This is a genomic window from Halomonas shantousis (genome assembly GCF_054654615.1).
In genome coordinates, this window is record NZ_BAAIER010000002.1 from 3,542,408 (window position 1) to 3,556,345 (window position 13,938).

The 13,938-nt window shown below is 63.5% G+C and carries 14 protein-coding genes; 2 read left to right on the forward strand and 12 right to left on the reverse strand.

Annotated features, from left to right (window positions below; translation table 11 throughout):
• Nucleotides 1–2: 2 nt before the first annotated feature.
• From ACYQ12_RS16690 to ffh, 10 genes are all read right to left on the reverse strand, one after another.
• Nucleotides 3–623 (reverse strand): glutathione S-transferase family protein, encoded by a 621-nt coding sequence (locus tag ACYQ12_RS16690; RefSeq protein WP_459873934.1) that lies wholly within the window; start codon nucleotides 621–623, stop codon nucleotides 3–5.
• Between the two features lie 49 nt (nucleotides 624–672).
• Nucleotides 673–2,061: a threonine synthase gene (gene thrC / locus ACYQ12_RS16695; protein WP_459873936.1), complete on the reverse strand. Its 1,389-nt coding sequence runs from the start codon at nucleotides 2,059–2,061 to the stop codon at nucleotides 673–675.
• Between the two features lie 3 nt (nucleotides 2,062–2,064).
• On the reverse strand, nucleotides 2,065–3,381 hold the full coding sequence (locus tag ACYQ12_RS16700; protein ID WP_459873938.1) for a homoserine dehydrogenase: 1,317 nt from the start codon (nucleotides 3,379–3,381) through the stop codon (nucleotides 2,065–2,067).
• 94 nt (nucleotides 3,382–3,475) lie between these two features.
• Nucleotides 3,476–4,219, reverse strand: coding sequence for a DsbC family protein (locus ACYQ12_RS16705; protein WP_459873940.1), 744 nt, complete (start codon nucleotides 4,217–4,219; stop codon nucleotides 3,476–3,478).
• A gap of 2 nt (nucleotides 4,220–4,221) precedes the next feature.
• The gene (xerD, locus tag ACYQ12_RS16710; protein ID WP_459873942.1) at nucleotides 4,222–5,109 is read right to left on the reverse strand and encodes a site-specific tyrosine recombinase XerD; all 888 of its coding nucleotides are present in this window, start codon (nucleotides 5,107–5,109) and stop codon (nucleotides 4,222–4,224) included.
• 140 nt (nucleotides 5,110–5,249) lie between these two features.
• A complete protein-coding gene (rplS, locus tag ACYQ12_RS16715) occupies nucleotides 5,250–5,606 on the reverse strand; it encodes a 50S ribosomal protein L19 (RefSeq protein ID WP_459873944.1) in 357 nt (118 codons plus the stop codon).
• 117 nt (nucleotides 5,607–5,723) lie between these two features.
• Nucleotides 5,724–6,515, reverse strand: coding sequence for a tRNA (guanosine(37)-N1)-methyltransferase TrmD (gene trmD, locus ACYQ12_RS16720; RefSeq protein WP_459873946.1), 792 nt, complete (start codon nucleotides 6,513–6,515; stop codon nucleotides 5,724–5,726).
• A gap of 48 nt (nucleotides 6,516–6,563) precedes the next feature.
• Nucleotides 6,564–7,118, reverse strand: coding sequence for a ribosome maturation factor RimM (gene rimM, locus ACYQ12_RS16725; protein WP_459873948.1), 555 nt, complete (start codon nucleotides 7,116–7,118; stop codon nucleotides 6,564–6,566).
• Between the two features lie 14 nt (nucleotides 7,119–7,132).
• Complete coding sequence (rpsP, locus tag ACYQ12_RS16730; protein WP_459873950.1) at nucleotides 7,133–7,384, reverse strand: 30S ribosomal protein S16; 252 nt, start codon at nucleotides 7,382–7,384, stop codon at nucleotides 7,133–7,135.
• 152 nt (nucleotides 7,385–7,536) lie between these two features.
• The gene (gene ffh, locus ACYQ12_RS16735; protein WP_459873952.1) at nucleotides 7,537–8,958 is read right to left on the reverse strand and encodes a signal recognition particle protein; all 1,422 of its coding nucleotides are present in this window, start codon (nucleotides 8,956–8,958) and stop codon (nucleotides 7,537–7,539) included.
• Between the two features lie 201 nt (nucleotides 8,959–9,159).
• Here ffh and ACYQ12_RS16740 point away from each other — a divergent pair, with 201 nt between their 5' ends.
• The gene (locus ACYQ12_RS16740) at nucleotides 9,160–9,960 is read left to right on the forward strand and encodes a cytochrome C assembly family protein (protein ID WP_459874545.1); all 801 of its coding nucleotides are present in this window, start codon (nucleotides 9,160–9,162) and stop codon (nucleotides 9,958–9,960) included.
• A gap of 91 nt (nucleotides 9,961–10,051) precedes the next feature.
• Nucleotides 10,052–11,338 (forward strand): HlyC/CorC family transporter, encoded by a 1,287-nt coding sequence (locus ACYQ12_RS16745; protein ID WP_459873954.1) that lies wholly within the window; start codon nucleotides 10,052–10,054, stop codon nucleotides 11,336–11,338.
• Between the two features lie 78 nt (nucleotides 11,339–11,416).
• On the opposite strand, the gene ACYQ12_RS16750 is transcribed toward ACYQ12_RS16745, so the two are convergent.
• Nucleotides 11,417–13,315: an MFS transporter gene (locus ACYQ12_RS16750; protein WP_459873956.1), complete on the reverse strand. Its 1,899-nt coding sequence runs from the start codon at nucleotides 13,313–13,315 to the stop codon at nucleotides 11,417–11,419.
• Complete coding sequence (locus ACYQ12_RS16755; protein ID WP_459873958.1) at nucleotides 13,312–13,926, reverse strand: TetR/AcrR family transcriptional regulator; 615 nt, start codon at nucleotides 13,924–13,926, stop codon at nucleotides 13,312–13,314. The genes ACYQ12_RS16750 and ACYQ12_RS16755 overlap by 4 nt, the downstream gene beginning before the upstream one ends.
• Nucleotides 13,927–13,938: the final 12 nt, after the last annotated feature.

Sequence of the window (13,938 nt, forward strand, 5' to 3'; positions counted from 1 at the left end):
GTTCAGGTCAGCGCGATCATGACGTGCTCGCGAAAGGCGTCGCGCGTGGCCAGGCGCCGATACCAGGCCTCCAGAGACGGCAGTGCCGGGCGCTCGATGGGCATCTCGAACCAGGCATAAGCGAAGCACCCCAGCGGGATATCGCCCATTCCCAGTTGCTGTCCTGACAGAAAGGGCCGTGTTTCCAATACCCGGTCCGCCATGCCCAGCAGGGTGCCGCAGGACTGCAGTCCCTTCTCGACGGCCTCGACATCCCGCCGTTCGGCGGGCAGGCGCACCGTGTTCCAGAATACATCCTTGAAGGGCGGCGCCAGCGACGAGGTCGCCCAGTCCATCCATTTATCGGCCTCGGCGCGCGCCGTCAGTTCCTGGGCATACAGCGAGCCCTGACCATGCTTGGCGCAGAGGTAGCGCACGATGGCATTGGATTCCCACAAGATGAAATCGTCATCCTGAATGCAGGGAACCAGGCCATTGGGATTCATCGCCCGATAGGCGGACTCGTCGACCACCCCGTAGGCACCCCCCGCATCGAGGCGCTCGAACGGCACGCCCAACTCGGCGGCACACCACAGCACTTTCTTGACGTTGGTGGAATTCGTCCGTCCCCAGATCTTCAACATACCCTGCCCTCTCGATAACCGCGCCTGCTCGACGCTGCGCAGCTGACGTCTAGCGACGATGCTCGGCGACGAATCCCTGGACCGCCCCGAGCTCCGCCGGCAGCACGCTGTAGCGCTCCTCGCGCTCCATCAGGTCGGCCATGTGCACCGGCAGCGGCACGCCCGGAAAACCGGCCTTGACCACCGCATCGGCGAACTTGGCCGGATGCGCGGTCGCCAGGGTGATCATCGGCGTGGCCTCGTCGCGCCGGCAGCGCTCGGCAGCGCGGAACCCGGTGGCGGTGTGCGGATCGAGCAGTTCCTTGGTGCGATGGTGCGCCTCGCGAATCACCTCGAGAATTGTCGTATCGTCAACGCTATGGCTGGAGAAGAGCTCGCGCAGCCGGGCCAGCGGCGCCTCGGCGAGCGCCGTCGGCTCATGCTGGAAACGCTCGAGCAGTTCGCGTACGGCGTCACCGTCACGCTCGTAGGCATCGAACAGCAGGCGCTCGAAGTTCGACGACACCACGATATCCATCGACGGCGCGAGCGTTGCCTCGAGGTCGCGCTTGGAGAAGTCGTTGTCGGCAAGCGTGCGATGCAGGATGTCGTTGGCGTTGGTGGCGATCACGAACTGCTTCACCGGCAGGCCCATGCTGTAGGCCATGTAGCCGGCGAAGAGATTGCCGAAGTTGGCCGAGGGTACGGTGAAGCTGACCGGACGATGCGGCGCGCCCAGCGCCACGCCGGCGGCGACGTAGTAGACGATCTGCGCCATGATGCGCGCCCAGTTGATCGAGTTCACCGCCACCAGCCGGGTGCCGCTCAGGAATTTCTGATCGGCGAAGCTGGCCTTGACCATCGCCTGGGCATCGTCGAAGTTGCCCTCGATGGCGATATTGAACACGTTATCGGCCAGCACCGAGGTCATCTGGCGGCGCTGCACCTCGGAGACGCGGTTGTGCGGATGCAGAATGAAGATGTCGAGATTGTCGCAGTGCCGACACCCCTCGATGGCCGCGGAGCCGGTATCGCCCGAGGTTGCGCCCATGATCACCGCACGCTCGTCGCGCTTCTTGAGGAAATGATCGAGCAACCGGCCCAGCAATTGCAATGCCACGTCCTTGAAGGCCAGCGTCGGGCCGTGGAAGAGCTCGAGCAGGAAATGGCTGGGGCCGAGCTGCTTGAGCGGTATCACCGCCTCGTGGCTGAAGGTGGCGTAGGCCTCCGTCACGATGCCGCGAAAGGTGTCGTCATCGATGGCACCGGCGACGAACGGCTTCATCACCCGGAAGGCGATCTCGGCATAGGACAGACCGGCCATGGCCGCGAGTTCGTCATGCGAAAACCGAGGCACGCTCTCCGGCACGTACAGACCGCCGTCGCTGGCCATACCGGTCAGCACCACATCCTCGAACCCCAATACGGGCGCCTGCCCGCGAGTACTGATATAGCGCATGGCCTACTCCTGCTCGTTCAGGCATTCCACCCGGATGCGGGTCACCGGTCCGGCGATGTCCGCCAGTGATTCCAACTGCCGTATGGCCTCGTTCATCTGCTTCTCGCGGGTACGATGCGTCATCAGAATGATCGGCACCAGCTCGCCTTCGGTGGCTTCCTTCTGGATCAGCGCTTCGATGGAGATGCCCTGCTCGGAAAGAATCGTCGCCACCCGTGCCAGCACGCCGGGCCGGTCGACCGCCAGCAGGCGCAGGTAATAGGCGGTGACGATGTCCTCCATGGGCAGGATCGGCAGGCTTTCGTCGCCCTCGATGATGCCGCTGAAGGCCAGGTAGGGCACGCGGTAGTGATGATCGGTGGCGATGTCGCGCGCCACGTCGAGCAGATCGGCAACGACCGCCGAGGCGGTCGGCTCCGCTCCCGCGCCCGCGCCGTAGTAGAGCGTCGGGCCGACGGCGTCGCCCATGATGGCGATGGCGTTCTTCACGCCGTGTACGCTGGCCAGCAGGCGTTCCTTGGGAATCAGTGTGGGATGCACGCGAAGCTCGAGTCCGGCTTCGGTACGCCGCGAGATGCCCAGGTGCTTGATGATGTAGCCCAGATTGTCAGCCTGCTCGACATCCTCCGCAGTAATGCGCGAGATGCCCTCGGTGTAGGCTTTCTCGAACTGCAGTGGCACGCCGTAGGCGATCGAGGCCAGGATGGTCAGCTTGTGCGCGGCATCGATTCCTTCGACGTCGAAGGTCGGGTCGCTTTCGGCGTAGCCCAGTGCCTGCGCCTCGGCCAGCACATCCTCGAACGCCCGACCCTCGTCGCGCATATGCGTGAGAATATAGTTGCCGGTGCCGTTGATGATCCCCGCCAGCCACTGGATGCGGTTGGCCCCAAGCCCCTCGCGCAGCGACTTGATCACCGGAATGCCGCCGGCAACGGCCGCCTCGAAGGCCACGATCACGCCCTTCTCATGCGCGGCGCGAAAGATCTCGTTGCCGTGCACGGCGATCAGCGCCTTGTTGGCGGTCACCACGTGCTTGCCATTGTCGATGGCGGTCATGACCAGTTCGCGAGCCGTCTCGTAACCGCCGATCAGCTCGACCACCACATCCACATCGGGATTGCTGGCCACCTCGAAGATGTCACGGGTCACCTTGACGCCGGCGATGTCGCACTCGGGATTATCGCTGCGCGCCGCGACCTGTTCGATGACGATGGGCCGTCCTGCGCGGCGCGCGATTTCATCGGCGTTGCGCGTCAGCACATTGAAGGTTCCGCCACCTACGGTTCCCAGCCCACAGATACCCACTCTCACCGGTTTCAACGTCTGCTCCCCTCTTGAATCGTCTCTGGTGCGCCAAGACAGCGGCGCACGAACACGCGCCAGGCCGCCAAAGTAGAAATCCCCTTGCGGGGTGTCAATCCTCAAGTCCCAGCATTGTCGCCAGGCGCTCTGCCGGGACGTAGCCGGGGACCATCTGTCCATCGGGCAGCACGATCGCCGGCGTACCCTGAATGCCCGTCGCGAGTCCCAGGGCATAATGCTCGTCGACCGGATTGTCGCAGTCGGCGGCGGCCTGCAGCGTCTCACCACGCATCGCCGCGGTTACCGCCTCGCTGGGGTTCTCCGCACACCAGGCCTGGCGCAATACTCGGGCCCCTTCCGACTTCAGCCCCATCCGCGGGAAGGCCAGATAGTCTACCTCGATTCCCATCCGATTGAGACGGGGGACTTCCTGATGAAACTTCTGACAATAGGGACAGGAGGCGTCGGTGAAGACCGTGACCTTGGCCCGCACCTCGCCGGCAGGCTTGAAAATGATCCGCTCGGAGGCGGGGATTTCCGCGAGCTGCGTCACGCGGCGATCGTTGGCGGCCTGCTCGGTCAGATTGACCATGCCGCTCTCGGCATTGTGATAGAGATCGCCGGCCAGCAGATAGTCCCCCTTGGCGTCGGCATAGAGGGTATTGCCCCCTTGCAGCCGTACTTCGTAGATACCCGGCAAGGGGGTCTCGCGGACCGCTTCCACCGGTACCGAATGACCATTCAGTTGCAACTCCCCTCGCAGCGCCTCGGGCGGCTCGGGCGGCTCGGCCATGGCCAGCGCAACGGAGGAGGCCATGAACAGGCCAAGAGCAAGGGACAACAGGACGCTTTTCATCATCAGCCTCGTGGGTGGTGTTGAGCATGCAGCGCTTCCAGGCGAGCCTGGGCGACATGGGTATAGATCTGGGTCGTCGACAGATCGCTGTGACCCAGCAACAGCTGTACGACACGCAGATTGGCGCCATGATTCAGCAAGTGGGTCGCAAATGCGTGCCGCAGCGTATGGGGGGACAGTGGCTTGTCGATTCCCGCGACCCTGGCATGCGCCTTGATACGATGCCAGAACGTCTGACGCGTCATGAAACCGTCGCGACGCCCCGGAAACAGCGGGGGACGGGTAATATCGTCCATCAGGGCGCCTCGCGCCTCGCGCTGGTAACGCGCCAGCCATACCAGGGCTTCCTCCCCGACCGGCACCAGCCGCTCCTTGTCGCCCTTGCCAAGGATGCGCACCACGCCCTGGCGAAGGTTGACAGCCTCGACCGTCAATCCCACCAGCTCCGACACCCGCAGGCCACAGCCATACAGCACCTCGAGCATGGCCCTATCGCGCAGCCCCAGCGGCATGGAAACGTCAGGTGCCGCCAGCAGTCGCTCGACATCCTCCTCGTCCAGGGTGTCCGGCATCGGCGGGCGTATTCGGGGAGCGCGTACTTCGGCTAGCGGATCATGCTCCAGATGCCCCTCGGCCAATGCCCAGCGGTAGAAGCGTCGCAGGCACGACAGCAACCGTGCCGTGGAGCGGGCATGATAACTGTCGGCCCGGTCGTCGAGGAACTGCCCCAGCGACTCGTGCCCCGGCGACAGCAGTTCTTCTCCCCGCCCCACCAGAAACGTCCGCCAGGTCTCGAGATCGTGGCGATAAGCGCTCAGCGTATGTTCGCTGGCGCCGCGCTCGAGCCACAGCGTATCCAGGAAGGTATCACGGAGCGCGGCATCCTTCATGGTATCTCCTCAGTATGGCCGAATGTCAGGCCAGATACGCAAGAACCCTGCGGCCTTGCGGCCAGCAGGGTTCTTGTAAGGGCAGCGATACGAATGTCACCGTCGGACACGCGCCGTCGGGTCCATTCGCCAGCGCCGTATCAGGACAGCTTTTCCTTGATACGTGCAGACTTGCCGCTGCGCTCGCGCAGGTAGTACAGCTTGGCCTGGCGTACGTCACCGCGACGCTTGACGTCAATGGAAGCCACCAGCGGGCTGTAGGTCTGGAACGTCCGCTCGACGCCGACACCGTGGGAGACCTTGCGCACGGTGAAAGCGGAGTTCAGGCCGCGGTTGCGCTTGCCGATCACCACACCTTCGAACGCCTGCAGACGCTCACGGTTGCCTTCGACGACCTTGACCTGGACGACGATGGTGTCGCCCGGAGCGAAGGCCGGCACTTCCTTGGACATCTGCTCGGCTTCGATCGCCTGGATCACCTTGTTCTTGCTGCTCATCGTTCAACTCCTCAACATGTCAGAGCCTTGCGGCGAAGTCCCGCTTGCCGAAGGCATGTGATCCCGGCGCCGAAGACGCGGGAATCGACTGGATATGGGTGACGCAACACAAGCCGCTTACTCGCTGCGGACTTGCCGATGCACCTCCGTCTTTTCGACGTATTCCTCGATGAATTCGTCGAGCAGCGCCTGCTGCTCGCGATCCAGCGAGTGGCTCTCGAGTAGATCAGGACGCCTGAGCCAGGTACGCCCCAACGATTGCTTCAACCGCCAACGTCTGATCGCGGCATGATTGCCGCTGAGCAGGACTTCCGGCACCTGCCGCCCGTCGATGCTTTCAGGGCGGGTATAGTGCGGACAGTCCAGCAATCCGCTGGCGAAGGAGTCCTCCTGCGCCGAATCCTGATGACCCAGCACACCGGGAACCAGGCGTGCCACGGCATCGATCATGACCATCGCCGGCAACTCGCCACCGGATAGGACATAGTCGCCGATCGACCACTCCTCGTCGATGTCGGCTTCCACGACGCGCTCGTCGACCCCCTCATAACGTCCAGCGACCACGATCAGGGAATCGAGCGAAGCCAGTTCCCGGACCCCTTGCTGATCGAGCGGCCGCCCCTGGGGCGACAGGTAGATCACCCGGGTGCGTTCCGGATTCTCCCGCCCCCGGGCCGCTCCATCACGCGCGGCAGCGATGGCCTGACGCAGGGTCTCCACCTTCATCAACATGCCCGGACCGCCACCGTAGGGGCGGTCGTCCACCGTCCGGTGCCTGTCTGTGGCGTAATCCCGGGGATTCCAGAATTCCACATCCAGCAGACCCTGCTTGACCGCACGCCCGGTTACGCCATAGCGGGTCACCGCCTCGAACATCTCCGGAAACAGGGAAACAACACCAATCCACACGGCCAGCCATCCACTGGATACGCCCCACGTCAGACGTGGTCCGTCATGTCAGAATTCGGGGTCCCAATCCACCGTCAGTGTGGCGGCGTTCAGGTCCACGTCGCGGATCACCTCATCGGGCAGAAACGGCAGCAGCCTTTCCCGCGCGTCGAAGCTGTCACCGGTCGCCTTGACGACCAGCACATCGTTGGCTCCGGTCTCGAACAGGTAGCTGACCCGTCCCAGGTACACCCCCTCGAGCGTGACGACCTTGAGACCTTCCAACTGATGCCAGTAATAGTCACCCTCATCGAGCTCCGGCAGCACACCCTTGGGAAGCAGAATCTCCGCTCCGCTCAGTTGCTCGGCCTGCTCGCGTGAGGTGACTCCCTCGAGACTCGCCACCAGACCTCTGCCCTGGCGACGCCCCTGGGCGAGACGATACGTCGTCCGCTCGCCATGATGCCGTAGCACCCATTCAGGATAATCGAGGATGCCCTCCATGGGGCTGGTGTAGGAATACACCTTCAGCCACCCTTTCACGCCGTAGGAACTGGTCAGCTTGCCCAGAACCACATGCTCGTCGCCGTCATCGCGCACGGCTCTCTGCTCTTCGCTCGGCATGTCAGGGAACGGCCTCACGCCTGCTGCTTGCGGGCTTCTTTGAGCAGCTCGGCAACACGATCGGAAACCTGCGCACCCAGGCCCTGCCAGTGTGCAGCACGCTCCAGATCAACGCGCAGACGCTCTTCCTGACCACGGGCAACCGGGTTGAAGAAGCCGATACGCTCGATGAAACGACCATCACGAGACTTGCGAGAATCGCTTACAGTCAGGTGGTAGAAGGGACGCTTCTTGGCGCCACCACGTGCCAGACGAATGGTAACCATTGCGTTAAAAATCCTTCGGTTAAGTTCAAAATTACGCCACAGACTTGCCGTGACGGGCAAGAGCCCGCCACGAAGACGCAGCATTCTACGGAAAACGGCCCGGCTTGGAAACCTTTTTCCTTGACACCCGGCCGGAATGCTCCGGCCTGAGCTCAGCGGCGCGGGAAGCCGCCGCCGCCAAAGCCGCCCGGTCCTCCGGGGCCCCCGGGGCCTCCCGGACCTCCCATTCCCGGCGGCAGCATGCCGGACATACCACGCATCATCTTCTGCATGCCGCCTTTCTTGCCGACCTTCTTCATCATCTTCTGCATCTGCTTGTGCTGCTTGAGCAGACGATTGAGATCGGGCACCTGCAGCCCCGCCCCCGCAGCGATACGCCGCTTGCGCGAGCCGTTGATGATTTCGGGCTTGCGGCGTTCCTTGGGCGTCATGGAATTGATCAACGCCTCGAGCTTGCCCAGCTCCTTCTCGCTGGCCTGGCTCTGCGCCATCTCGGCCATCTGCCCCATGCCCGGCAGCTTGGACATCAGGCTGCCCATGCCGCCCATGCTCTTGAGCTGCTGGAGCTGGTCGCGGAAGTCCTCGAGATCGAAGCCTTCTCCTTTCTTGACCTTCTTGGCGAGCTTGTCGGCCTTGTCGCGATCGACACTGCGCTCCGCCTCCTCGATCAGCGACAGCATGTCGCCCATGCCGAGAATGCGGGACGCCACGCGATCGGGGTGGAACGCCTCCAGGGCATCGGTCTTTTCACCCACCCCCAGGAACTTGATCGGCTTGCCGGTGATGTGGCGTACCGACAGTGCCGCCCCGCCCCGTGCATCACCGTCCGCCTTGGACAGGATCACGCCGGTCAGCGGCAACGCCTCGTGAAAGGCCTTGGCGGTATTGGCGGCATCCTGACCGGTCATGGCATCGACGACGAACAGCGTCTCCTGCGGTGCGACGGCGCGATGCAGGGCCTGAATCTCGTCCATCATCGCCGCATCGACGTGCAGGCGACCGGCGGTGTCCACGATCACCACGTCATGGAACTGGATCTTGGCGTGCCTGATCGCCGCCTCGGCGATGGCTACCGGCTGCTGGTCGCTCGATGAGGGAAAAAAGTCGACATCGACCTCCCTGGCCAGCGTTTCGAGCTGATCGATAGCCGCCGGACGATAGATATCGGCCGAGACCACCAGCACCTTCTTCTTTTCGCGCTCACGCAGGTAGCGGGCCAGCTTGGCCACCGAGGTGGTCTTACCCGCCCCCTGCAGACCGGCCATCAGGATTACCGCCGGCGATCCCTTGAGCGCCAGACCCTCGCTGGTCTCGCCCATGATCGCCTCGAGTTCCTGCTGGACGATCTTGACGAACTGCTGGCCCGGCGACAGGCTGCGGGAGACTTCCTGGCCGACGGCACGTTCACGCACGCGCTCGATGAACGCCTTGACCACTGGCAACGCCACATCGGCTTCCAGCAGAGCACGACGCACCTCGCGCAGGGTATCCTTGATGTTGTCTTCGGTCAGCTTGGCCTGTCCGGTGATCGACTTAAGCGTCCGCGACAGGCGATCGGTCAAACTTTCAAACATGGGCCTCTCCGGCAGGGGTGCCTTGGCATAGACGAGGGATTATACGCCTTCCCCCCGTGAGTCTCCATGCACCGCCCGGGTGTCTTTTGTTGTCGCGCATCACCGCCGATCGCTGGGCGGCAATGCGTCGATTGGGTATAGTAGCAACCGGATTGATTCTCTTTGGCTTCTTCGCCGCCATGCGGCATGGATTTGACACCGATGCAGGCGCTTCCCTTCGCCCTTCTCGCAATCGTCTTCTATCTTGGCGCCGGCTCCTGGCAAGGACTGGCTCTGGCCCGCCGTGCGCCGCCTCGCCCTGCCCTGGTCCGCGGGATCGGACTGTTGGCGGTAGCCTGCCACGCGGTGGTCGTCGCCATCAGCGTACTGGGTACTGCGGGATTGCATCTGGGCCTGTTCGAGAGCGCCTCGCTGATCGGATGGTTGATCGCGGTATTGTTGCTGGTCGTCAGCCTGATCAAACCGGTGCTCAACGCCGCCGTCGGACTCTTTCCCCTCGCCGCGGCAACCGTACTGGCGGTGGTCGGGCTGCCCAGCCCGGCCGTCGAATCGGGCCTGTCGGCAGGCATCATCTTTCACATCCTGACCTCAATCGTGGCCTTCTCGCTGTTTGCCATCGCGGCCGTCCAGGCCGTGCTGCTGGCTTTCCAGAACCAGGCACTCAAGCGTCGCCATACCCGCGGCATCGTCCAGGTTCTCCCGCCCCTGACAAGCATGGAGCGGTTGCTGTTCGAGCTGATCTGGAGCGGCATGCTGCTGTTGAGCGCCTCCATCATTAGCGGCTTCATCTTTCTCGATAATCTGTTTGCCCAGCACCTGGTACATAAGACGGTGCTGTCCCTCATTGCCTGGCTGATCTTTGCCGGTCTGCTGGCGGGACGCCACTGGCTGGGCTGGCGCGGCATGCGTGCCGTACGCTGGACGCTGGGCGGCTGCGCGGCACTGCTACTGGCCTTTTTCGGCAGCAAATTCGCGCTGCAGATCATCTTTCAGCAAGGCTGAGCCCGCCGAGGGCAATACTTGAGGATGCCTTGACACACCCTTGGGGAATCCCTACAAACGAACCTGATATGCCATCGAGGATTCCTTCACATTGAACGACGACATCCCCTTGGGGCTGCTGTTCGGCCTGCTTTTCCTGCTTATCTGCCTGTCTGCGTTCTTTTCCAGCTCGGAAACCGGCATGATGTCGCTGAACCGCTATCGTCTGAGCCATCGGGCCAACAGCGGTGAGAGCGCCGCCAAACGGGTCATGAAGCTCCTCGCCCGGCCGGATCGCTTGATCGGCGTCATCCTGATCGGCAACAACTTCGTCAACAACCTCGCCGCCTCCATTGCCACCATCATCGCCATCCACTTCTTCGGCGAGGTCTCCGGCCCTGCGATCTCGACGCTGGTACTGACCATCGTCGTGCTGATCTTCGCCGAAGTCACCCCCAAGACCTATGCCGCCATCAAGCCCGAGCGCATCGCCTATCCCACCTCGATCATACTCGACCCTCTGCTGAAGGTGCTCTACCCGCTGGTGTGGCTGGTCAACGCCATCTCCAACGGTCTGTTGCGCCTGATGGGCGTCAGGGATATTGAGGGCGGCGCCGACAACCTGACTCGCGACGAGCTGCGTACCGTGGTCCACGAGGCCGGCACACTGATTCCACGCCGTCACCAGACCATGCTGCTGTCGATTCTCGACCTGGAAAACGTCACCGTGAACGATATCATGGTGCCGCGCCATGAAATCGTCGGCCTCGATCTGGACAACGATCTCGACACTCTGTTGACCCAGATCCGCGCCAGCCAGCATACGCGCCTGCCGGTCTACAAAGGGGATATCAACAACATCATCGGCATCCTGCACCTGCGTAACGCTTCACGCTTTCTGTCCAAGCCGGAGCTGACCAAGGTCGCCATCGTTCAGGAGGCCCGCGAGCCCTACTTCATTCCCGAGTCCACCCCGCTGCACACCCAACTGCTCAATTTCCAGCAGCAGAAGCGGCGAATTGCCATCGTGGTGGATGAGTACGGCGACGTGCAGGGGCTGGCCACACTGGAGGACATCCTCGAGGAGATAGTCGGCGAATTCACCACCGACGTGGCCGGCAACCATCGCGAGATCCACCTGCAGGACGACGGCAGCTACGTGATCGAGGGTACGACCAACATCCGCGACATCAACAAGGTCCTCGGCTGGCAGTTGCCTACCGACGGCCCCAAGACGCTCAACGGGTTGATCCTCGAGCACCTCGAGTCCTTCCCCGATGCACCGGCCTGCCTGCAGGTGGGCGCGACGCGGATGGAGATCCTCACCATCAAGGACAACCTGATCACTTCGGCGCGCTGCTGGCACCAGGCCCGACGCGCCCGCATGATCAACGCCTAGCGACGCGACCTCCACCCCGCTGCTGTACGCGACTGCGAGCACACGCGCGACGATGGCGGGTATATCGCGGCCAAGGAGTCAGTGAGCGATGTCGGCTTCGGCTTGTTGCTTGAGCTCGCGCACGCTGGCTTCCAGGCATTCCCGCGTGACCTCCTGCGGCGCTAACGGCGCACCGAAGTAGAGCGCCACCCGCGGCCGGAAGCGCCGCGGGCACTTGGTGAAGGCCCGTCCGCCGCAGTGCGACGTCCAGGAGCCCCATAATCCCGCCAGTGCGGCCGGTACCACCGGCACCGGGTCGCGCATCAGGATGATGTCGATGCCACGCCGGAAACGATGCACCTCACCATCGGGCGTCAGCCGTCCCTCGGGGAACAGCATCACCACCTCTCCCTGGCGTAACGCCCGGCTTACCTCATCCAGCGCTCGCCTGACTCCGCCCGGATCGCGACGTTCGGAATCCACCGGGATCGCCCCGGCGATACGGAAGAACCAGTTCAGCCAGGGCGACTCGTAGATGGGACGATCCATCAGAAAGCGCAGAGGACGCGGACAGGCCCCGCCAAGAATCAGCGCATCCATGAAGCTGACATGATTGCACACCACCAACGCCGCCCCGCTCGCCGGGATCTCGGCACGACTGCGAAAGCGCACCCGATAGAGTATCCGCATCAGAACAAAGATCATCAGGCGCAGCGCCGGCCGGGGGTTGGCTGCCAGAATGCCCGCGCTCAACACCAGGGCAATCAGCCCCAGACAGCCGAAGAACACATGCAGCGAGGCACCGGCGAGGCTCAGCACGACGATGCCGAACAGCGCTGCGGCCACCATGAACAACGCATTGAGAATATTGTTGGCAGCGATCATCCTGGCGCGGTGTCCTTCGTCGCTAGCCGTCTGAATCAGGGTGTACAACGGCACGATATAGAGCCCGCCGCCAACACCGATCATGGCCAGCGCCAGTGCCATGATCCAGAAGCCGGGCTGAACCAGCAGCGCGCTCAGCGATGATGTCCCACCTGCCAAGGCCTCGCCGGGCAAGGCGGGCTGCGAAGCAAGTCCGAGTCCCGCCAGGCCGATAATCAGTGCACCGATCGGTACGACCCCGAGCTCGAGTCTTCCTGCCGACAGCCGCGCGCACAACAGGGCGCCCCCGCCGACGCCCAGCGCAAAGGCGCCCAGCAGGGTACTGACAGCGGCTTCGCTGCCCTGCACCACATCCCGTGTCCAGGCGGGTAGCTGCGTCAGGTAGCAGGCGCCCAGGAACCAGAACACACTGATCCCCAGCAGGGCGCTGAAGACGCGTCGGTTGCGCCAGCTGTCACGCAGCACCACCAGCGTGCCGGTGAAAGGACGCCAGGATACCGGCCCCGGCGCGAGCGAAGGAGCGCTGGGCACGCCCAGGCTCGCCAGGTAGCCGAGCAGTGCCAGTCCCACCAGCGTGGCGGCAATCGTCGCGCGTGCCCAGCCGCCACCCAGCGACGCCAGCACGCCGGCCAGCAACGTTCCCAGAAGAATCGAGATGAAGGTTCCCAGATTCACCCAGGCGTTACCCTTGACCAGCTCGGTGGGGGCGAGATGCTGGGGCAGGATCGCGTACTTGACCGGTCCGAACAGCGCCGACTGGGTGCCCATCATGAACAGCAGCCCGAGCAGTACCATAAAGGCCTCGTACCATACCGCCAGTGCCGCCACACACATGGTGGCCAGTTCCAGCAGTTTCAGTCGGCGTATCAGGGTCCGCTTGTCGAGCCGGTCGGCCAGGGTCCCTCCCCAGGCGGAGAACAGCAAGAACGGCAGGATGAACAATCCCGCTGCCAGATTGTTGAGCAGCCCCGTGTCCCAGCCATGACGTGGCACGGCGACGAAGGTCAGCAGCAGCAGCAGGACATTCTTGAAGACATTGTCATTGAAGGCCCCCAGTGCCTGGGTCCAGAAAAAGGGCGCAAAGCGGCGCTGGGTGAGCAGGGTCGACGTCACGAGGCACTCGGTGGGGACTTGAGCCCGACCAGGATGGTCGACAGCAACTGGTCGAGCAGCTCGGGCACCTCGAGCGCCTGCCCCTGCCAGTACCCCAGACGCTCGTTGAGCCCCAGCTGCACCAGGCCATGCACGCTTCCCCACAGGGTGCGCGCCATGCGCCGAGCCTCGAGGTCGCTCAGTGCCGGCTGGTACTCCTTCAGCGTCGCCTCGACTCGGGCAAACAGCCCCTCGATCATGTCATTCTGCCGTTGGTCCAGCTCGCCCTCCTGGGCCAGCGGATAGTCGAAAAGCATCTGCCAGCGGTAGGGGTCATGCTGGGCGAACTGCCAGTAGGCCATGGCCAGCGATTTCAGCCGGGGCTCGGGCCGATCCCCATCCAGTCCGCCCACGGCATGGCGCAGCCGGTCGAGCGTTTCGACGTTGACGTACTGCAGCAGATTGCTGAAGCTGCCATAAAGCTTGAGCAAGGTGCTCGGTGCACAACCGACCTCTCTTGCCAGGGCACGCAGCGACAAGGCATGCACGGGATTTTCCCGCAGCCAGGCATCACATGCCGCCATGACCTGGGCATGCAACGCCTCGGGCGCATGCTGTCTGGGACGAGCCATTGAGTTCCTCGC